Below are 18,897 nucleotides of genomic sequence, written 5' to 3'. Positions count from 1 at the left end.
GCGCGACTAAGTGAGTAAACTCTCAATCAGAGGTGACTCACATGACAAAGTCCATACCAACCAGCAAGAAGCCCCGTAAGCCACACACGCCTGAATTTCGTGAGGAAGTCCTGACGTTTGCCGAACGCATCGGCGTGGCCGCCGCTGCCCGCCAACTCAGTCTGTACGAGTCCCAAATCTACAACTGGCGTAGCAAGCAACAGAGCCGGGCAACGTCCTCTGAGCGAGAGAGTGGGCAGACTGCAGAGATTGTGACAACAACCTTGACACTGACCGAGGCGGTGTTGCGATGGAAACAAAATATCCTGAATGAGTCAGATCAGGTTGAAGGACGGAAGTCAATTTTCTCTTTTTACCGTATCCGTATCGTTCATACGATCAGAGATTACACGTCAGAAACCAGGGATGACGCAACTGTATGACATCCAAGTTGTTTTGAAAAATATTCCCGGAGAACTGGCGGCGCTGGGGACGACATTAGGGCGAAATGGCATAGGTCTTGAAGATGGTGGGATGTTCGCCATTGCTGACAAAGCACATGCCCATTTCCTTGTTGAAGATGGCGACAGGGCCAGAATCGTGCTTGAAAATGAAGGTTTTCAGGTAGAAGAGATATGCAGACCGTTGATCCGAAAGCTTAAGCAGGAACGGCCCGGTGAGCTGGGAGAGATTGTGGCAACGCTGGCTGAGGAAGGTATTAACATCCTGTGCCAGTAAAGCGATCATTCAAACCGCCTGATCCTGATAACAGATAATGATAGTGTCAGCAGTAAAGTGACGGAAAAATGGGCGGTACTTTCTGAATAAGATGCTCAAACAAGCGGATTTAATTGATGGCACTGATGCTCTGGAACATTCAGTGGCAGTCGTAACTGCTGCCCTCTCCGATCCTCCCGCGTAAGAATTCTCTACGCTCTATGGAAAGCCGTGGTATGGTAAATGGACAATGAGCGAATTATTTCATTCAATACATCATCTCCCTATACGAACGCCTGTGGGCGTTTAAGAAAATGGGAAAAATAACATAATTCCAAATTGAAATAATTAGTAAACATAGAGTCGGTACTGTGAGTTCTCATGGAGAAACATAATGAAAGTATCAGTTATTTTAGCTCACCCTTACAAGGGTAGTTTTAACCATGCAATTTCTGATTCAGTAATACAGGCATTAAAGAATAATCATCATACTGTTTTATCTCATGATTTATATGAAGAACATTTCGCTCCTGTATTACCGAGCGTGGAGTTGATAAGTGATGCATCCGGCGACAAACTTGTCAATCTGCATCAGGAGGAAATAAAGGAAACTGATGGTATTATAATTATTCATCCTAACTGGTGGGGACAACCTCCGGCAATTTTGAAAGGCTGGGTTGATCGTGTTTTAAGGCAGGATATTGCTTATGCTTTTCATGAGGGGGATAATGGCGGTGGTTTGCCAATCGGTCTTCTCAAAGCTAAAGCAGGGGTTGTATTTAATACATAAAACACACCTAAAGAGCGGGAGGATACAGTGTTCGGTGATCCATTAGAACGGATCTGGAAAGATTGTATATTTGATTTCTGTGGTGTAGTTAACTATGAAAGAAAAATGTATAGAGTAGTTGCGGAGAGTACGAAAGAAGAAAGGAAAGAATGGTTGGAGGATGTGAAAATTATAATTAATAAGTTCTTCCCAAGTGAAGATCGATTTTTTTAAATCTATAAGTCAGATTTTCTGAAGCCACCATTTATTATTGCTGGTTGTTGTTAAAAAGAAAATCTGATTTACGTTTCGTTTCTGTTATATTACTTCATCTATGAAATATCAGCCCTCAAATTCATCATGAAAATATTAATATCAGCATCAGGGCGGAGCCGTGCGTAAGCACATGAGCACCAGTTCATAAGATAAATATATTTTTAAAAGAAGATGTGGCGTAGTAACTATGCTTCACCTTTGCTACATCTCTTATGGAAATTAGGATTCAGGATACCACCATTACCTTTTGCTTCTTTTCTGCAAAATTTTATGTTGATGGGGGGATTACCACGCCATAGGCAGGATTGAAACGGATCATCCTTTGCTGGACGGCATAACGCATGATGGCAGTGGCGTACTGTTTCACCCTCATGGCAATTTCAAGATAACCCAGCTTCTCTATCTTTTTGATGGGAACCAGCAGGTCGCCTGTATCCAGTTCAGCAATGTCCTTGTTACCGATGTCAGGAAACAGGTAAGTTTCAAGTCGTGTCCAGACAGAACGCTGATAATCTTCTGACCATGTGGTTTTAGTGGCAAACCAGCTTTTGGCAACGGTTTTGAGAGTGCGGGTATTGTTACGCTTCTCTTGAATTGTTTTGTTGTCAGCCTGTTTTTTGGCGCTGGGGTCAATTCCAGAAGCTAACCGCTTTTTTGCTTCATCTCGCCGTTGTCTTGCATCCGCCAGCGAAACAGCAGGATAGACGCCAATGGAAAACACCTTCTGTTTTCCTTCGAAGCGATAACCTAACTGCCAGTATTTTGAACCGTTGAGATGTACCAGCAAGTAGAGACCGAACCCGTCAGTGAGCTTCACCGCCTTTTCTGACGACTTGGCATTTTTGACTTTAGTATCAGTAAGTGACATGACGGTTCCCTCCGATTGCTGGTAAAAACGAAATCGAACCACCTTTACCAGTATTTTTACCAGCAAAAGGGTATGGCTTCGAGTGTTTTTTAGTGAACGAGGGCGAACCTGAAGAAGAGGGTAACCAATTGATTAAAAGCAAAAAAGCAGACGTCAGTGAACGTCTGCTTTCTTTAAATTGGCTCCTCTGACTGGACTTTAACATGCACCTATCTGGTTGTTTTTTCATGTTAAAACCGATTTGTCGGAAAACCTCTACCAACAAATCTACCAATAACACTATCTGTTTTTAAAAACCAATGTCAATAAGAAATGAGCAGAATTTACTTTCAGGGTGGGAACATGAGTGCTCATTTTTGCTCGCGCAGCATGATTGACAGTCAACATCGCTCAGGTAACGATTCTATTTGAATATTAACAATAATAATCGATCATTATTGGCTCAAAAAACATTCGTGATCTTGCCCTAATTCTCCCTTAAATCCTTGTTATTATTTTAGTGCTATCAATTACCATTGATATTATTAAATTTTCATCATAGTAAAAATATCATATAACCTATTTTTACACCTGAGTTTTTTCGTGGATTAAAGACTAATGGTTAATTATATTAAATGCAGTTATTTTAACCGTATTTATTTTATTCTTATTAAAATTAAGTAATATTATTATTAGATGCATGTAATTATTATAAATTAAATTATAAATAATTATCCTGTTAACATATATTTTTTCACTTTAGCCTTCAAATTTCTAAAGTATGACTATAATATTTATTGTTACATGTTGCCGTGCTATATATGATACTGGTTTTTAGTTATATTTAAATATGTGCGGTGGGTAAGTAATGAGTATTTCTATGATACCTTGTAAAAATAAACACTAATTAATTAGGATGATTGTTATGAATGACATTGATAATATAACGAATACTTGGGGTAAGTGGATAACTGCACAATATGGTACCACTTGTTGGTTTACAGAAAGCACTCAATATGGTCGTAATAAAGATACAAAAAACTATATGCAACACCAAACTAATGTGACACCACCCCAAGATTTGGTGTATTCAAATGCGGTGCAAAGTGATGGCGGAGCAGCTCTCTTGGGTAAGTATGATGTTGAAAATGGCACTAGTCAAATAATTCAACACGAAGTTAATTTACAACAGGGTATAGAAGACTCTTTCACATGGAATGTGACGGAGAATGTAAAATTAGGCGTTTCAGTTAAGCTTAAGGCAGGTGTTCCATTTATGGGCGCTGAGACCACTTTAAGTACTGAACTTTCGTTGTCTTCTATGCAAGGTAGTACTATTACTAAAACCTCTAATTATGGGGCATCAGTAAAAGTACCTATCGCTCCCCAGACTCATAGTTGGGGGCAGATAAATTTATCTTTTACTGACATTGCTACCTCTTGGGTTGGTAATGTGAAAATGGCAGGATGTGTGGCTGTTTGGTTTAATAAAAAGGTAGCTCTAAATAATGATGGAGATTACCACTTTTTATGGTTTGTCCCGATCCAAAGTGTTTTCAATGATTGTATTAGAAATAATATTATTGATACAAGAGGTTATATTGTTCAATGGGATGGAGTGATCGCACAGGCAAATGGAAAATTCCACAGTAGTAGAGGATTAGATATGAAGGTAATAGCTTATGAGAAACCTTTAAATGCAAAACGGCAATTAGATGATGTCCAAGTAATTGCTCATGAGTTTTACACCGAATATCGTCCTATTCCTGCTAAAATAGAATAATACGTTGACTGGAAATAAGACTGTTTCACGGTAAAAATGGTATTATGTAATTACGTGGTTCAGTCGCCAGTAAAAATAACTAACTATATCTAAATGCTTCAAGTTGTAGGTAACTAAATCCAATGTTACGGTAGTAGTGTCTTATGGATGAGATCCTATCCTACAACTTGAAGTAACCCTGAAAATAATTTTGTTTAATTTTCATCTTGTTAAAAGTGGTCACCCAGTTTAAATCAACTATCCCTTTTTAAGGAAAGGACAATTGATAGTGGATGATAATATGAAAAACTTGTCGGACAAAGACATTAAAGAAATCAAAAAATTATTATACTCGCCATACTTCAAGTAGCATTCATGGTGGCGGCATTCAGTCACCTGAATCTTGCCTCCTTCCTGAAGCTTGAATTATTTAGAGTATAAAAATTATGTCGACAGTCTAATGTGATAAAAAGGAATTTTAAATGACAAAAAAATTTGTTGTTCGATACTTTGACGCTGGTATTGGTAAATATAAAGAGCTAGTTACAAAAGGACATTTATCGTGGAAAAAAACAACAGTTGTTGAAGTACCAAACCCAAGACTCGCAGATTATGAGCAATTTATCAAAAATCTTGAAGATATTTATAACGAACTCGATAAAGATGGGTATGAGGTCGTAAACATTCTGCCTCTGAATCTCGGTGCATCAAAACAAAATCATGCAGTTCTTAGTAATGGCGCTGAAAAATATCTCGGAGATACAGGTTTTTCTGTTACCCGTGGCGCAATTGTTGTCGGGAAATTAAAGAATTCCTGATGATTGATTATCAAGATAGGATGAACGTCTTATCTTGATGTCTTTATCTTTAGAGCCTCCAGATATTATTCTGGTTATAATAACTGAGCAAATTGTTATTATAACCAGGCAAATTGTTATTGTAACAAAAAATATCCCCATTAAAATCATAATTACCCACTTTTTTATTAAAAACAATAACCATTAATTAATATGTTTATTAACATCTGTCAAGCCATTCATCCTTCAGTTTCTTCATTTTCTTAACAAGAACAACCATTTGAAAGAAATGCGGGTTTCTGATGTTATAACGCTCGCAGACAAGGACTAAAAACACGCGAATTCTGGATGCGCTGAAATTCGCTTGTTTCCCTGAACTTTTCATATAGTCTCTTCTAAAAAGCGAGGAGAGACTATGAATACCCAGAATCGCCTTATTCGTTTCCCCGAAGTAATGAGAAAAACCGGCTTTGGAAAAGCCTGGATCTATCGCCTTATTAGTGAAGAGCGTTTCCCCAACCTGTGAAAATTGGTATCCGTGCTGTCGCATTTGTTGAAAATGAAATTGATGAATGGATATTGACCGCAATTGAAAAAATAAATGTATTTTAAAAGTGTAAAGAATTTCAATCAATAAAGGCTATATATTTTACAGAATATTTGACAGATTTTAATGAGGGCTTTTGTTTAAAGGTTTCGCTGGGCGTTATTAAGTCTCAGGTGTACTTAAAATCAATTAAGTACACCATAGATATTAAATGTAAAAAATATCGTTATTATCCTATTGATTAAGAATAAGTTTAATTATTATTTCTTGTCATTTTCTTAAGATTTTTTTGTAAATTTATTATTTGTAATTTAATAATATATTGCACCTAGAGTGCTTTTGTAAAATATTTTAAGGAGAGATTATGGATCATATTAGAACGAATACATTTATGTTTGATAATGGTGAGCGATATTGCCATGTTATTAACAGTCTGACAGGAGAGCCGCTTTTTGATCCTAATCTTTATATAATGACAAACGTCAGGAGCAAATCGGTGTCGATTAATACAATGGAGGTGGTTGCCGGAAGTCTGGTATTACTTTATCGATTTTTTCATATGAGAAAAATAGACATCGTGGATCGGATCACCCGAATGGAATTTTTAAGTTCTTATGAAATTGATGCGCTGGCTGATTTCGCTTCGGAAAACTTCAAAAATAGGAAAAAACGTCCGGTAGCAGAAGTGTGAAAGCGCCGACAAAGTATTTCAGACTGACGTTTATTTGCCATTACCTTGACTGGCTATACCATCATCACTTACCGCATTCGGTAGACGTAAATCTTGACGCCAGGATCACAAGGATGGTGGCTGAACTGAAAAATAAAAGACCTGATTCTGACGGATATCGTGACTATATCCCTGAAAAGTCCTTAACGAAGGCGCAGCAAGATATTCTGTTTAATGTAGTCAGCGTCGGGTCTGCATTAAATCCGTTTTCTCCTGCGGTTCAGACACGGAACAGGCTCATCATTTTATTACTGTTCAGTTACGGGGTCAGAGCCGGTGAGCTTTTAAATCTCCGGATCAGTGATATTGATTTTGCCTGTTCCTCTATTACTATCCAGCGCCGCGCCAATGACAAATCAGATCCAAGGGTTAAGCAGCCGCTTGTCAAAACGCGGGGAAGGGTGCTCCTCTCTGAGGAAGCGGTCATGTCTGAATTATATAATTACATCCAGCAAGACAGGCTAAAAATAAGAAATGCAAAGAAAAATGATTTTCTTTCAGACTGCTGACTAACCCCACTTTTTCAGGTGGGGTTCTTCTTTTTTAGCGACCGCAGGTCGCGATCGCGATATTTTTCCACAACCTCGTCATTTGAGCTTTCTGCTTGCCCAAGGCGGCGTATTGACCTTCACAAGACCTTTTCAGCCACACATAAAGACAATAAAGAAGCGCCAGCAGCGCCATCTTCTTCATATTTTGCGCTGTGGCCGCAAGCAGGCACTGCATCTGTACTTTCGACAGTCCACGGAACCGGGCATATCGATGACCATGGTGCTGTTTCGCATCCGCGAAGCTTCTCTCCACCGTTTCTTTACGCCGGGCGTATATCTTTTTGCCCCATTTCGTCAGCCGTAACCTGTTGGCTTCCTCTTTCGATGCTTCCCAGACGTGCCGGGTTAGCGTTTTCTGCGCTTTGCTGTTCTGCGTACACTGCTGTCTCTGCTCACACCGTTGGCACACTGTCGGGTCTGAACGGTAATGTTGATAGCCGTTACGGTCTGTCGTGCTGTAGTTCAGTAACTCCTCTGCCGGGCACACATACACATCGCGCTCCTCATCGTACCTGAAGTGCTTCTTCTGGAACGCGTTCTGACCCTTGTGTGGCCGGCGATAGCCCGGAACCAACGCGATACCCATCTCCTGAGTGAGCTGGCACACCGCCGCCGTGAAGTAACCCGCGTCCACGCCCACCGCCACCGGCTCCAGACCGAAGCGTTCTACCTGCCGCTCGAGTCGCCCGATAAAGGGCTGGCTGTCGTGCACATTGCCTGGTGTCACATGGGTATCCATGATGATGCCATGCTTTCCGTCTACTGTGCGGTGGTCCAGATAGAAGAAGCCTTTCGGCTTGTTGTCCCGGTGCATAAAGCCGCTTTCCGGGTCGGTGGTGCTCACTTTGGTGTTTTTAACGGCGTCGTTTTGGGTTGCTTTTCTTGCGGCGGGCAGCGGCTTTTTTTCGCGTTGTTTCCTGTCGGCCTCCACCGCGTCATTCAGTTGCGTGAAGTATTCACTGACCCCTTCAGGGCGCAGTTCATTCACGGCTTTGCGCGGGTTGGCATCGGCTTTCAGGTGGGTGCTGTCGGTGTAGAGCACACGACCGTTTGCCATACCCTGACTCAGGGCCTGTAACACGATATGGTCAAAAATCTGCTGGAAGACATCGCTGCCGTTAAATCGACGGATACGGTTCTGGCTAAGGGTAGAGGCGTCCGGGACCTTCTCGGTCAAGCCCATGCGCAGGAACCAGCGGTAAGCGACATTGACCTGGATTTCCTTGACCAGACGGCGTTCAGAGGGGACACCGAAGAGGTAGCCCAACCGCATCATTTTAATCAGGCGAACGGGGTCGATAGCAGGCCTGCCGTTATCGGGGCAATAGAGGTGGGAAACGGCATCGCGGATAAATTCAAAATTGATGGCAGCATCGATTTTACGGACCAGATGGTCTTCTGGGACAAGTTCGTCGAGGGTGATGGTTTCAAACTGGTACTGCTGCGGGGAGGGTTCTCTGAGCATGGCGGTCAGTCCGTTTTTTGCACTAACCTTATTAGATCAAAATCCTGGCTTCACGGCCAGGACTTTGTCATCAATCTGAAAGAAAAATGATTTTCTTTTTATTACCTACAAGAAAGGGGATACAGAGGGAAATCCCCTGTCGATGTCGGCTTACCGGAAAATCATCCATACGATTAGCCAGTGCTCACCGGAGTTGTACGGGGTAACCGGGCATCAACTGAGACACACATGGAATGATCACTTTTCTTCCATGTCAGACGCCCATGGTCTTTCTGAGGTGAGAGAAGGGCAATGCAGAGTGTATTGTATGGGCTGGGTGCCGGGCTCTGAGATGGCGATGATCTACAACAAAAGACATCTTACTAAAAAGGCAAATGAAACCTCACTGGCTGTTCAGCAAGAAATCATCAGGGAGATGTTATGAATAAAGTGAAAGAAAACAAACCCTGTTTAATGGCAACTCGTTCAGGTTATTCATTTTCTCTCTCCGATACACGGTGGCATCTGGATAAGGATAATACGGTCAATGTTTATTCTGTATTGCAAACATTAACCCCGTCATTGCATGAGGGGTATCTCAATACACTGGCTTTTTTTGCCTGTAAACGGAGTGCGGGTTATGTGGTGAAGATCAATAACAGCATGAGGCGGTTTATCCGTGAGATGTCCCCTGATTATATTGATGAGTCAGCGATCCTGAATTATAGAGCTTCACCTGCAACACCGCTGGCAAGTTTGATGGTGCTGAGATGTTTTCTGATTAAGTGGCATTCCCTGGGTTATGCGGGTATCGATGACAATGCCATTACGCTGTTGAGAGCCATGAGAATAAAGGTTAAAGCGCCCGGAGACGTTGTAAAACAGGAAAGCCCTGAAAAGGGCCCCTTAACGGATATGGAGCATAAGGGATTAAATAGAGCGATCCACCATGCCAGGAAAAACGGCAGGATCACGCTGTCTGAGTCTGCAATGGCATTGCTGGTCAGCCTGACCGGAAGACGACCCTTGCAAATCACCTCATTAAAATATCAGGACATAAAAGAAGAGAATAATAGTGATTCTGGCTATTTCATCAACTTCCCCAGGATCAAACAGGGGGGCGGATTCAGGAGGACCTTCAGGCTCCTGAACGTTGATAAATATCTGTTTGATATTGTCAGGCAACAGGCAGAGGCGTCGGTAAGCCGGATTGAGAAGGCTATCGGCAGGGCGCTTCAACCGGCAGAAAAAGAGGATGTGCCTGTTTTTCTGTGTGAGTCGCAATGTCGTCTGAGCGAAGGTCAGAATATGACGGCGTTACTGGCGTCGGACAGACTTCATGCTTCCCGAAACGGGGTTAATGATGCACTGATCAACGTGGTTAATACCGAGCAGGTCATCTCTGAAAGAACCGGTGAAATCATGAAAATAAGTCCCCGACGACTCCGTTATACCCTTGGCACCAGGATGGCGCGTGACGGGTATGATGTGCAATACATTGCAGAGTTGTTAGATCACTCTTCCACGGCCTGTGCCGGGATTTATGTTGAAAATTTACCGGATAGTGTCGTCAGGATTAACCAGGCTGTTTCTGACAAATTATCCTTTATTGCTGATGTTTTTCTTGGGAAAGAAAAGCCGAAAGTAAAAAGCTGTTCATCCTGTGCGACAGCCATTCCGTGCCATCAGTGCCTTTATTTCAGACCTTTCACTCACCAGAATAATGACGAGGTGGCGCATGGGTAACGTGACCGTATTCAAATCTCAGGCCGGGTTGAGTGCGGAAAAGAATACCGGTGATTTTATTGCTTTTTGCCGGGATAAGCTGACCGTATTTGGTGCGGATTTAAACTGGCATTCACCTGTCTGGAAAGGCATTGCAACGTTTTGCAAGCTGGGGACGGGGAGAGGCGCAGTCAGCAATGAATGTGCCATGGACAGCGATTTCATTTCTTTTGCCAAAAGCTATATCCGTTACCAGCAGGCGTTACGCCCGGTCAAACATCACGGTGCGGCACTCATGGCACTGAGGTGTCTGGAAAAAGCGCTGTTGCAGGTTTGCCGGAATGCCCATATCTATAACACGTCGGTTCTGGTGCTGGATGAAGCGATGCAGACCGCCAGACAGTATTATAAAGATAATGTGTTATACCAGTGTGGCACACAGCTTGAAAAACTGGCGCAGTTTCTTACGACCCACCGCTTCGTTAGCTGTGGTTTTTTTCGCTGGTGCAATCCGGCTAAACCCGATTTCAAAAATCATTACCTGCCTGAGAAAGAAGATCCGGACAGAAAGCATAAATTACCGGACGAACGGGCTTTACTCGCCATCGCTGAAATTTTTTCACGACCGGATGATGAACTCAGTGAGCGGGATTTGTTTACCACCTCGGTCTTTGCCCTGCTGATGTGCTCACCAAACCGTATTTCAGAAATTCTGGCATTACCGGCAGACTGTGAGATCACCCGGAAAGATAAAAATGGCGTGGAGCGTTACGGGCTTCGCTTTCATGCCGTCAAGGGCTATGGGGCCACTATCAAGTGGGTGCCTGATGTTATGGTGCCGGTTGCCAGAAAAGCGGTCAGCCGGTTACGTCTTCTGTCGGAAAACGCCCGTTCAATAGCGAAACGGGCAGAAAATCAAACATGTTCAGCAAAACCTAAGACTGCTGCACGCTCTGTAAAAGAGAAGGTGATGCCGTGTCTGCCTGCGGATTTCCCCTGGTTTGATAAAGAAAAGTCTGTGCGATATAGCAATGCGCTGTGTCTGCTGAACAAATATCAGGGCTGTGAGAAAAGGAAGACGCGGGACGTTCAGATTTGCAGGCCAGCGTATCATTTCTTTGCCTCTGATATTGCAAAGATGAGACCTTCCGGCACGGTGAAGAATATCTTTGCACGTCATGGTTATACCGATGATGAGGGGAACCCCTTATTTCTGCGCTCCCATCAGCCGAGGCACTTTCTCAACACGCTGGCGCATCAGGGGGAACTTTCAGAAATGGAGATCGCTAAATGGTCAGGCAGAGTCAGTGTCATGCAGAACCGTGCCTATAATCATGTCTCTCAGGAAGAGATGCACGAGAAAATCAAAGAGCTGAAGCTGGGTGCTCATGGCTACGCTCTGCCTGTCAGTATTCCGGTTATCACAGAAGAGCCGGATCACGGTGCGGTTCACGTCACGCCCTACGGTTATTGTGTTCATGACTACCTGATGCTCCCCTGCAAGAAATTAGCCAGCACGTTGTATTACGGCTGGGCAGGTGGAATGAACGGGCATGAGCCTGTCAAAAAAATCCGTCAGCACCTTCGGGTGGCGAAAAAGGCAGTGAAAGACGAGTATTTTGGTGCGGATAAATGGGTGGCTCACCACGAAGCCGTATTATCTGTTTTAGAGAAAATGCAGAGCAAAAAAATGAAAATATCTTATAAAAATTAATCATCAGGAGGCCGTATGGCAAAACATTTAACATCATCAGATATCACAGTCATTAAAAAAACGCTTCAGGGCTGGCAAGGAAAATTAACATGGGAAGCGCTTTGTATCGAAGTTGAAAAATTTATCGGAAAGAAACCCAGTCGTCAGTCATTGAATATGCATAAAGATATCGTGACTGCCTATTTAATGAAAAAGAAAATGATACAGACAAGCCGCGTGGAACCAAAGAAACCCGCCAGCCTGAAAATTGCGGCGCAGAGAATACGACATATTGAAAACGAGATGGCAATGCTTGAGCAGCAAAACAACCGTTATAAAGAGCAGTTTTCCCTGTGGCAGTATAACGCCAATAAATATGGTCTGAAATCGCATCAGCTTAATGAACCGTTACCTGAAAAAAAGTGACTATAAACGAAAGCAGGTAGCGTAAATATATTTTTACGAATTGCTTGATTTTTAATTTAATGGTGATATTGATACGTTGTCAGGATGACAATTAATAATAATTTAAATGCAAGGATGCATAGTTATGAAAAAAATAAACATGAGTTTAATGGAAAGATATTTGCTTTTGCTGGACAGGTTTGTTGATAAGCTCGATGAATCGGGCTTTTCAGAAGCAGAAATCACCGAGCAGTCTTATCTTTTTTGTGCAGGATTTTACATTAAATACCAGCAGGACATAGAAAATCTGACGTTTTCAAACCGAGAAGTGGTGCTAAGCTTTCTGCTTCTCTCTTACTACTGCCATATTGAGAAAATCAGTGATGATTTGATTGATAAAGCCCGTCTGAATAAAGTCTTTCTTTCCATCATCAGCTTCATCATCAACAACGGTGGAAGAACCGAACGAATCTACGTGCATGAGAAAAAGAAGTATGACGCCAACAAGCTGATAAGAGCCTCAACGGGCGTTAAGAGAAGTGGTTGTCGGATGTGATATTGCTTAATGTAAAAGGTATCTCTTAGGTGATACCTTTTATTATATAATTACCGCTATCTATAAAAATAAAATGGTCATACATAAATAATGGTTTTTTGTGTTTTAAAACATTATCTGAGAGAGTATTATACCCATGCAACAGAGACTACGGCTCCGAACCGTAGAATGGAATTTCTTTGTATGGAGGCATAATGTCCAATCTTATTTATCTTAGCGTTACCGGGGAGAAACAGGGACTGATATCAGCAGGATGTTCATCTCTGGACTCTATTGGCAACAAGTATCAGTCGGCACATGAGAATGAGATTTTTGTTTATGAGTTGGTGAACAACATTAGTCGGGAAGAGAATATTTCAATGCTTCCTGTAGAAATCAGAAAGCCAATTGATAAAGCCACGCCATTGTTCGCTCAGGCAATCAATGATAAGGAAAAGCTGGAATGCATTTTTTCGTTCTACCGAACGGCGCAGTCTGGTGGAAATGAACTTTATTTTAGGATGAAGCTTCGGGATGCTCTTATCAGCAATATACGCTTTTTCTACCCTAATTCACTGACACATAATGAAGTTCAGCCACAGGAAAGCGTATCATTCAAGTTTGCTTCTATTGAATGGGAGCATGTTATTGCAAGAACAAGCGCTTACATGCTTTGGCAGAATGTAGCCTACTAAGATTATATTAAAGGCCGAATTATTTTCGGCCTGATTTTTTTGAAAAAAACTTTATGTCTACATAAACGATAATAACAATCGAAAGAATAGTCAGCTTACCCCAATGGTCAGGGATGAATTCGTAGAATAAAATCCCAAAAACAATCATTAATGCCATCGTGGTATAGGTGTTAATAAACTCCTTAACGGCATAAGAAATTATTTTTTTTAAGCTCATTTTTTTAAAATTCCGTTTATTGCTTCTGTGATATCGATTTTGTCATAGGGATTTTTGGGCACGTAGGGAGACAGGCGCTCTTCAAATACGAAGTATAACATCTCGACCTGCATAGCATAGAGAGACCAGTATAGCTCCGGACATACGTCATGCAGGTGCCGTGCAGACATTGCCGCCTTCTGAATTTTCCCATGAAATGTGAGAGCACTCAACCCTATCAGCGAGTATTTATTAATCGTTCTGCGAATGGATAGTGAAAAATTCAACGAGGTTGCAATATGCTTTGCAAGCAGATAAGCGACTGACATTTTTATTGCCCGGCTTGTTGCGAACTCTGATGCAACTGATACGCCTAATATGGCTTTAGCTATTAATTCCTGCTCTCTTTCTTCGGTATCTTTTAAAAGTATTTTAAGATACGCTATTAGCATATCTATTATTACATCTTTTCTCTTGTAGATCTGTTTAATAGCCAGATACATTCGTTCATTTTCAGATTTTAGTTGCTGGCAGTCAGAATTATATTTCTCTATGAAACAGGATGAATACCATGTTGCTCTTTCTATACCACTATATAAATCATCACCAATTTTTATTGTATTATCTTTGATTTTATCTGCCATACTGTCCAAATGAGTGGCGAGAACTCTGTCAGAATCCATTTTGTATTTTAAATATTCTGATAATTGCATATTACATCCCTTTTATTAGGCTGCTCCTCTCCCTTTATGTGGGTAGTTTACCCGAATAACTGGGGATATTTCAATATTTTTACTTGACTGGTAATTTGCATTCTATTAATTACAGTATGAAACTATCGTTTTTTGAGAGAATACAACAATATATCCTTATATAAATAAAATTTAGTGGTTGTCGGATGTGATGAAAAAAGCCCGTAGCGGTGCAACTACGGGCTGATGCTTTCCCTGATGCTGCTTATGACTTATAGGTTATTTCGACGGCGAGACTTTCCACTTTCCTTCAAATTTAAAGAACTTAAGCTCCATGGTTGATGTTCTTTCACCCAGAAACGGGATCTTTGCATTGTATTCGACGGTGCATCTGTAACCGCCGTCACTGTCTTTCTCTTTGCATGCGATTTTCTTGGCTGAATTGAAAACGACTCTTGCTGATTCAGACGGTGCGCCTTTGTTCATCTCTTCAGTAAAAGACTGCATTGCCTTAGATACGTCAGCATCTGATGGTTCGCTGTCACAGCCGGTGAGAAAAAAGGACAGCACCAGTAATAAACCTAAGGATAGTTTTTTATTCATCATGGCTCTCGTTTTGAGGATTGCTGAATTTAAAAGGATTTAAAAGGCACCGTGTTTCATTTCACTGGCACCGGCAGTGAATTCATCAGAACTGACTTTTTCACCTTTAAATGTAATGAGAATTGATTTTTCTTCAATATCCGTTCCTCCAATCAACACCCCGACGAGGGGAATATGTGATGTTGGTTTACTGCGGTAGTTATGCATTGAATAAGACCATTTCTCCTCATTATCTGAAGTGATTCGTTTATCCGGCTCACCAAAGGCGGTTAATACTTCTGACTTGGTGGTTTTTCCTTTTACAATTTTAGTTTTTACATCTTCCTGCGTTACATTTTTCAGTGTCTGATTACCGAAGGAATAACATCCAGAGAGAGTGAGTGATACCAATACGATGATAATTTTTTTCATGGGTTTTTAACCTTAATTTTCATTGACAACCTGATCGAACACTTCCATCCATTGGTTCATTTGTTTACGCAGGTCATTGAACCCAATTTGAGACTTAAAAGATCCTTCTTTAGGGAAGAACCTGATGTGCCATTCGGGATTTTGAATATCTCTCACACTAATAAAAAATCCTGTCTCATTTCGGTTTTTTGCCATACGAATATTATTAATGTTTTTAGCAGTAATGCTTAAACCTGCATCTTCAATTTCAACCCAATGACTGATGTTATATTTCCATTCTTTAAGATCATCAAAGGAATAGGTTTTTTCATTATTTCCATCTTTAAGGAAAATGAGCCTTTTGTTGCTATCGAGCTTCATTGATGAATTAAGAAGCGTATGACTATAACAACCATCATTATCATCGTTAAAATTATCGACAGTGGCTTGATTACTTAATTTAATAATATAAGAGCCTAATGCAGTGAAAAATAAAATAGCGCAGATTGGGATCCAAAAAAATCCGATAGAGATTAGATCTTCAGTCGTGCCAAAGTGTGACAGAAACATTGGCAGAGCAAGGGCGATCCAGAGACGCTTCATTTTGAAAAAATTAATAAATTTCATGAAACCACTCACTTTTTCAGGCTGAGAGGTTTTCTTTCTTTGAGGCTGAAGCACGGCTAACGTTTTTTTGTCGCGTCGGTTCGTGAAATACGCCCAAATAAGTAAACCGACACTGACAGGAAGCCAGATAATCCCTGTGAGAACGAATCCACTTTTTCCCATCAGTAATGCGATAAGTGCGGGGAGCGATACTGCAATCCAGAAGCGTTTCATAGCAAAAATGCTCATACAAATTTCCTTAATAGAGAATCAATGTGAAAGTCATATTCGTATGAAGCAGACAGAGACTGAAGATGAGGCGAGGTTTGTCATTGCTGAGCCTATATCGTTAGTTGAATAAGTAAATAGACCAGTTAAATCAGTCTATTATGGGCAATCAGGAAGCTACATTTTGAACAGTTGTGATCAAACAAAGCAAATCGCTTATAACGATCGATGGTTTACTTGTGATAGCTAAAAGCTATCACAAATTAAATATAGATCGGTATTAACGATCGTTAATCTTGTGTTTTTTGTATGAGGAAAGGCTTGCTGGACGGCTTCTCAGCCCTACATTTGGAATGATGATGAGTGTGATTTTTGCGGAGTTTGGATGGTGGTTTTTGGTGTTGCCGTAATTTCTATCATCTTCACACCAGTGATGGTGTTGTGTTTATCTGGGCGTTTGAGTGTCGGGATTTTGAGTTTTTTCAACATGCCAAGGATGATGTTGAGGTAGGGAATGGTTTCTAACCATCTGAATCCGGTCTGAATAATAGAGCGGGGTTTTCTGTGGTGAGCTTCTTTTGCCGCTTCGATTGCATGTGCTTCTTTACCATCTGCACCAGCTTTTTTTACCGCTTCGGTTGCATACGCTTCTTTAGCATTAGCATTAGCATTAGCATCAGCATCAGCATCAGCATCAGCATCAGAGAGAAACGCTTTGGGATAATTGATAGCGTATTCGCCCTGACCGGCGTCTTTATTGAGGGTAAGCGTTTCGATGGTGCTGTTAATGTCTTCTTTGATGAATTCAGGAGTATCTATAGCATTGGTCATATCAAGAGCTTCGCTAACCGATGCTTCACTGACTGAGGGTATTTTCAATGCAAACAGGAAAGCATTGTCGCGTTTCGGCTGGTAATCGAGTTTGTCTTGTAGGGTAGACCAGGAATAACACTTACCTAACTGCGAAGCTTTGAAGGCAATCCCCTGGTATTCGAATGAAAACCCATTCATTTTCCCTGTTGAGGCAATATTCGGAAGCGCTTTGATATTGTGGGCGGCAAGCTGTGTCACAAACTCAGTCGTTGATGGTTTACCGGCAAGCAATTCTTCCAAGGCTTCCTGGATGACCGATTTGGGCGATAGCTCTCCTTTATACTTCTCCATCATCGCTTCGTTACGTGACAGCTTTTTAGGCTTCGGTATTGCATCCATCGATTTCTGTTTCGGGGATTTTCTGGATAGCGAAGGGGGGAAGAGCGAGGCTGGGGATGGTGATGCTACCAATTCTGGCCCTTTGGTTCTGGTCAGTGAATAGTCGCGTTCAAGCTGCTGGATTATACGGGTGCTGATCAGGTTTTCATTTTTGCCCAGGTAAAGGCTTCCATTGGTGAGATCGATACGACTGGCAATAATGTGGATGTGCTGGCCTTCAACATCATCATGTAACACATAGCATCTCAAATGCGTTTCAGAGAAGCCCATTCGGGACATGTAATCATCAGCAATCTCTGACCACTGAGCATCTGTCAGCGCTTCGCTTTTCGGTAATCGAAGTGAATTATGCCAGACGGGTTTAGCAATATCCGGGCGAAGCGTTTTAGTGGTATTGAATTCGGCGATCAGATCTCCGGCTTCATTTCCCAGCATGTTCCCACCAATCACAATCGGATCTTTTTTATGGTGAGAACCTGGCTTTAATGCGTAGAGAACAACACCGACGAAACCCTTACCCCTGCGGATTTTTTGCATTCCCTTCATGGGAAGCACTCCACATATTATCGGTGATCAGATTTGTGCGAAGCTCTGAGATCTGACGCTTCACTGCAAAGAGTTCAGTTTGTGAGAGAGAACTATCATTGCTCTTGTTATCCAGATGAGCGACAAGCCTGTTTAGCTTCTGCGAAATCTCACCAAGGGTTTTCCATGCTTCGAGATTAATAGAAGGAATAACGGAGGGAAGGTTATGCAGAAATGCCATACGTAGCCATTCACCTTTGCGATGACCGCCACGCCTTTCATTTAGAAGCGACAACTCTTCATTATTTAATCTGACACTGACGCAATGGCAGCGAAGGATATTATTAAAAGTATTACCAGTGCTCATATGAACTCCTTTTCATATAATTAAATCAAAGCATATTCCTTATGCTTAATACTTACTTATATGGCAGAAGCTAACAATGTCAATGCATGGCATTGATTTTGATTTTGATTTTTTTTCAACCAAAGGGCGAAAAAACAAGGGAGAACTCGGAGAAGCCAGCGTAGCGCTTCGTAGAGTTAGCCCTTGCTTAATTATTAAAAAACTGGTCTTGACATCCTTTTGTTTTTTGTTATTCATTTAATTAAACTTTGTTGGTTTAATTAAGAGGTGTTGAAATGTCAGTAATATTAGAGAATATAGAAGCGTTGAAAAATGCGAAAAGATTTCATATAGGGGAAGATTACACTTATATTTGGCATACGAGTGGAAAGTTGGTGGGTTTTAAATTTGTTATTTTACAAAGAGAAAATCACTCCGAATATTTACACAGATATTTGTTATCTGTAGAGCAAAATTCAAAAATAGAAAAATATTTTTATCATATGGATGATAGAGTCCCTAGTTTAATAGGGGGGAATATCTATTTTGAAAGAAGATATCTCGATGATGCACCTATTAATGAAATGCTTCATCTTGACAGTGTATTGTGATTTATAACTGCCATGT

19 protein-coding genes and 5 pseudogenes are annotated in these 18,897 nt (G+C 41.4%); 16 read left to right on the top strand and 8 right to left on the bottom strand.

The genetic code is table 11. The features are described 5' to 3' along the window. Positions 1-41: 41 nt before the first annotated feature. From AACH44_RS12770 to AACH44_RS12750, 5 genes and pseudogenes are all read left to right on the top strand, one after another. Positions 42-234, top strand: a pseudogene (locus tag AACH44_RS12770) (IS3 family transposase); the annotation flags it as partial. A 180-nt stretch (positions 235-414) separates the two neighbouring features. Next, a pseudogene (locus AACH44_RS12765) lies at positions 415-807 on the top strand (amino acid-binding protein). Between the two features lie 106 nt (positions 808-913). Beyond that, a pseudogene (locus tag AACH44_RS12760) lies at positions 914-1,023 on the top strand (ClbS/DfsB family four-helix bundle protein); the annotation flags it as partial. 67 nt (positions 1,024-1,090) lie between these two features. After that, positions 1,091-1,486 (top strand): NAD(P)H-dependent oxidoreductase, encoded by a 396-nt coding sequence (locus AACH44_RS12755; RefSeq protein ID WP_261848077.1) that lies wholly within the window; start codon positions 1,091-1,093, stop codon positions 1,484-1,486. A gap of 426 nt (positions 1,487-1,912) precedes the next feature. Next, positions 1,913-2,029 (top strand): annotated as a pseudogene (locus AACH44_RS12750) (DUF6404 family protein); the annotation flags it as partial. Here the strand turns inward: AACH44_RS12750 and AACH44_RS12745 are convergent. Beyond that, positions 2,013-2,609, bottom strand: a pseudogene (locus AACH44_RS12745) (tyrosine-type recombinase/integrase); the annotation flags it as partial. The pseudogenes AACH44_RS12750 and AACH44_RS12745 overlap by 17 nt on opposite strands. Positions 2,610-3,513: 904 nt before the next feature. On the opposite strand from AACH44_RS12745, the gene AACH44_RS12740 reads away from it, so the two are divergent. The 5 genes from AACH44_RS12740 (at position 3,514) to AACH44_RS12720 (ending at position 6,933) form a co-directional block, all read left to right on the top strand. Continuing rightward, the gene (locus tag AACH44_RS12740; RefSeq protein ID WP_261848078.1) at positions 3,514-4,371 is read left to right on the top strand and encodes a hypothetical protein; all 858 of its coding nucleotides are present in this window, start codon (positions 3,514-3,516) and stop codon (positions 4,369-4,371) included. Between the two features lie 461 nt (positions 4,372-4,832). After that, a complete protein-coding gene (locus tag AACH44_RS12735; protein ID WP_261848079.1) occupies positions 4,833-5,168 on the top strand; it encodes a hypothetical protein in 336 nt (111 codons plus the stop codon). A 394-nt stretch (positions 5,169-5,562) separates the two neighbouring features. Then, positions 5,563-5,673, top strand: coding sequence for a helix-turn-helix transcriptional regulator (locus AACH44_RS21235; protein WP_425606574.1), 111 nt, complete (start codon positions 5,563-5,565; stop codon positions 5,671-5,673). A gap of 385 nt (positions 5,674-6,058) precedes the next feature. Then, the gene (locus tag AACH44_RS12725) at positions 6,059-6,385 is read left to right on the top strand and encodes a hypothetical protein (protein WP_261848080.1); all 327 of its coding nucleotides are present in this window, start codon (positions 6,059-6,061) and stop codon (positions 6,383-6,385) included. A 113-nt stretch (positions 6,386-6,498) separates the two neighbouring features. Further along, a complete protein-coding gene (locus AACH44_RS12720; RefSeq protein ID WP_261848081.1) occupies positions 6,499-6,933 on the top strand; it encodes a site-specific integrase in 435 nt (144 codons plus the stop codon). A 34-nt stretch (positions 6,934-6,967) separates the two neighbouring features. Here the strand turns inward: AACH44_RS12720 and AACH44_RS12715 are convergent, their stop codons facing one another. Beyond that, entirely contained in the window at positions 6,968-8,440 is a 1,473-nt protein-coding gene (locus tag AACH44_RS12715) for an IS1182 family transposase (RefSeq protein ID WP_338659264.1), read from the bottom strand. A gap of 420 nt (positions 8,441-8,860) precedes the next feature. On the opposite strand from AACH44_RS12715, the gene AACH44_RS12710 reads away from it, so the two are divergent. The 5 genes from AACH44_RS12710 to AACH44_RS12690 all read left to right on the top strand — a co-directional run bounded on the left by AACH44_RS12710 (position 8,861) and on the right by AACH44_RS12690 (position 13,472). Then, positions 8,861-10,165 (top strand): site-specific integrase, encoded by a 1,305-nt coding sequence (locus tag AACH44_RS12710; protein ID WP_261848470.1) that lies wholly within the window; start codon positions 8,861-8,863, stop codon positions 10,163-10,165. Further along, complete coding sequence (locus tag AACH44_RS12705) at positions 10,158-11,858, top strand: DNA-binding protein (protein WP_261848471.1); 1,701 nt, start codon at positions 10,158-10,160, stop codon at positions 11,856-11,858. Before AACH44_RS12710 ends, AACH44_RS12705 begins: the two co-directional genes overlap by 8 nt. Positions 11,859-11,873: 15 nt before the next feature. Further along, positions 11,874-12,263, top strand: a complete 390-nt coding sequence (locus AACH44_RS12700; protein ID WP_129704273.1) for a hypothetical protein — start codon at positions 11,874-11,876, stop codon at positions 12,261-12,263. 124 nt (positions 12,264-12,387) lie between these two features. After that, positions 12,388-12,798 carry a hypothetical protein gene (locus tag AACH44_RS12695; RefSeq protein WP_261848472.1) on the top strand — a complete coding sequence of 137 codons (411 nt, stop codon included), beginning with the start codon at positions 12,388-12,390 and terminating at the stop codon, positions 12,796-12,798. Between the two features lie 194 nt (positions 12,799-12,992). After that, positions 12,993-13,472 (top strand): Hcp family type VI secretion system effector, encoded by a 480-nt coding sequence (locus tag AACH44_RS12690; protein ID WP_103160537.1) that lies wholly within the window; start codon positions 12,993-12,995, stop codon positions 13,470-13,472. A 213-nt stretch (positions 13,473-13,685) separates the two neighbouring features. On the opposite strand, the gene AACH44_RS12685 is transcribed toward AACH44_RS12690, so the two are convergent. From AACH44_RS12685 to AACH44_RS12660, 6 genes are all read right to left on the bottom strand, one after another. Next, on the bottom strand, positions 13,686-14,381 hold the full coding sequence (locus tag AACH44_RS12685; protein ID WP_233959225.1) for a hypothetical protein: 696 nt from the start codon (positions 14,379-14,381) through the stop codon (positions 13,686-13,688). A 258-nt stretch (positions 14,382-14,639) separates the two neighbouring features. Continuing rightward, the gene (locus AACH44_RS12680) at positions 14,640-14,966 is read right to left on the bottom strand and encodes a hypothetical protein (protein ID WP_243412161.1); all 327 of its coding nucleotides are present in this window, start codon (positions 14,964-14,966) and stop codon (positions 14,640-14,642) included. 36 nt (positions 14,967-15,002) lie between these two features. After that, complete coding sequence (locus AACH44_RS12675) at positions 15,003-15,374, bottom strand: hypothetical protein (RefSeq protein ID WP_261848473.1); 372 nt, start codon at positions 15,372-15,374, stop codon at positions 15,003-15,005. A gap of 12 nt (positions 15,375-15,386) precedes the next feature. Then, the gene (locus AACH44_RS12670) at positions 15,387-16,208 is read right to left on the bottom strand and encodes a DUF4755 domain-containing protein (protein ID WP_261848474.1); all 822 of its coding nucleotides are present in this window, start codon (positions 16,206-16,208) and stop codon (positions 15,387-15,389) included. Between the two features lie 321 nt (positions 16,209-16,529). Next, positions 16,530-17,945, bottom strand: coding sequence for a relaxase/mobilization nuclease domain-containing protein (locus AACH44_RS12665; protein WP_338659263.1), 1,416 nt, complete (start codon positions 17,943-17,945; stop codon positions 16,530-16,532). Beyond that, positions 17,914-18,291, bottom strand: a complete 378-nt coding sequence (locus AACH44_RS12660; protein ID WP_261848476.1) for a hypothetical protein — start codon at positions 18,289-18,291, stop codon at positions 17,914-17,916. The genes AACH44_RS12665 and AACH44_RS12660 overlap by 32 nt, the downstream gene beginning before the upstream one ends. 275 nt (positions 18,292-18,566) lie before the next feature. Between AACH44_RS12660 and AACH44_RS12655 the strand changes: the two genes are divergently transcribed. Further along, complete coding sequence (locus AACH44_RS12655) at positions 18,567-18,881, top strand: hypothetical protein (protein ID WP_261848477.1); 315 nt, start codon at positions 18,567-18,569, stop codon at positions 18,879-18,881. The last annotated feature ends 16 nt before the right edge of the window (positions 18,882-18,897 follow it).

This window comes from Pectobacterium araliae (genome assembly GCF_037076465.1).
Classification (GTDB): domain Bacteria; phylum Pseudomonadota; class Gammaproteobacteria; order Enterobacterales; family Enterobacteriaceae; genus Pectobacterium; species Pectobacterium araliae.
The sequence above is the reverse complement of the archived record's forward strand: the minus strand, read 5'-3'. Positions and strand labels throughout refer to the sequence as shown.

Excerpts from the sequence above, each read along its gene's own strand:
- AACH44_RS12755 (WP_261848077.1), top strand. The coding sequence starts at position 1,091 with ATGAAAGTATCAGTTATTTTAGCTCACCCTTACAAGGGTAGTTTTAAC.
- AACH44_RS12740 (WP_261848078.1), top strand. The coding sequence starts at position 3,514 with ATGAATGACATTGATAATATAACGAATACTTGGGGTAAGTGGATAACT.
- AACH44_RS12735 (WP_261848079.1), top strand. The coding sequence starts at position 4,833 with ATGACAAAAAAATTTGTTGTTCGATACTTTGACGCTGGTATTGGTAAA.
- AACH44_RS21235 (WP_425606574.1), top strand. The coding sequence starts at position 5,563 with ATGAATACCCAGAATCGCCTTATTCGTTTCCCCGAAGTAATGAGAAAA.
- AACH44_RS12725 (WP_261848080.1), top strand. The coding sequence starts at position 6,059 with ATGGATCATATTAGAACGAATACATTTATGTTTGATAATGGTGAGCGA.
- AACH44_RS12720 (WP_261848081.1), top strand. The coding sequence starts at position 6,499 with ATGGTGGCTGAACTGAAAAATAAAAGACCTGATTCTGACGGATATCGT.
- AACH44_RS12715 (WP_338659264.1), bottom strand. The coding sequence starts at position 8,440 with ATGCTCAGAGAACCCTCCCCGCAGCAGTACCAGTTTGAAACCATCACC.
- AACH44_RS12710 (WP_261848470.1), top strand. The coding sequence starts at position 8,861 with ATGAATAAAGTGAAAGAAAACAAACCCTGTTTAATGGCAACTCGTTCA.
- AACH44_RS12705 (WP_261848471.1), top strand. The coding sequence starts at position 10,158 with ATGGGTAACGTGACCGTATTCAAATCTCAGGCCGGGTTGAGTGCGGAA.
- AACH44_RS12700 (WP_129704273.1), top strand. The coding sequence starts at position 11,874 with ATGGCAAAACATTTAACATCATCAGATATCACAGTCATTAAAAAAACG.
- AACH44_RS12695 (WP_261848472.1), top strand. The coding sequence starts at position 12,388 with ATGAAAAAAATAAACATGAGTTTAATGGAAAGATATTTGCTTTTGCTG.
- AACH44_RS12690 (WP_103160537.1), top strand. The coding sequence starts at position 12,993 with ATGTCCAATCTTATTTATCTTAGCGTTACCGGGGAGAAACAGGGACTG.
- AACH44_RS12685 (WP_233959225.1), bottom strand. The coding sequence starts at position 14,381 with ATGCAATTATCAGAATATTTAAAATACAAAATGGATTCTGACAGAGTT.
- AACH44_RS12680 (WP_243412161.1), bottom strand. The coding sequence starts at position 14,966 with ATGATGAATAAAAAACTATCCTTAGGTTTATTACTGGTGCTGTCCTTT.
- AACH44_RS12675 (WP_261848473.1), bottom strand. The coding sequence starts at position 15,374 with ATGAAAAAAATTATCATCGTATTGGTATCACTCACTCTCTCTGGATGT.
- AACH44_RS12670 (WP_261848474.1), bottom strand. The coding sequence starts at position 16,208 with ATGAGCATTTTTGCTATGAAACGCTTCTGGATTGCAGTATCGCTCCCC.
- AACH44_RS12665 (WP_338659263.1), bottom strand. The coding sequence starts at position 17,945 with ATGAAGGGAATGCAAAAAATCCGCAGGGGTAAGGGTTTCGTCGGTGTT.
- AACH44_RS12660 (WP_261848476.1), bottom strand. The coding sequence starts at position 18,291 with ATGAGCACTGGTAATACTTTTAATAATATCCTTCGCTGCCATTGCGTC.
- AACH44_RS12655 (WP_261848477.1), top strand. The coding sequence starts at position 18,567 with ATGTCAGTAATATTAGAGAATATAGAAGCGTTGAAAAATGCGAAAAGA.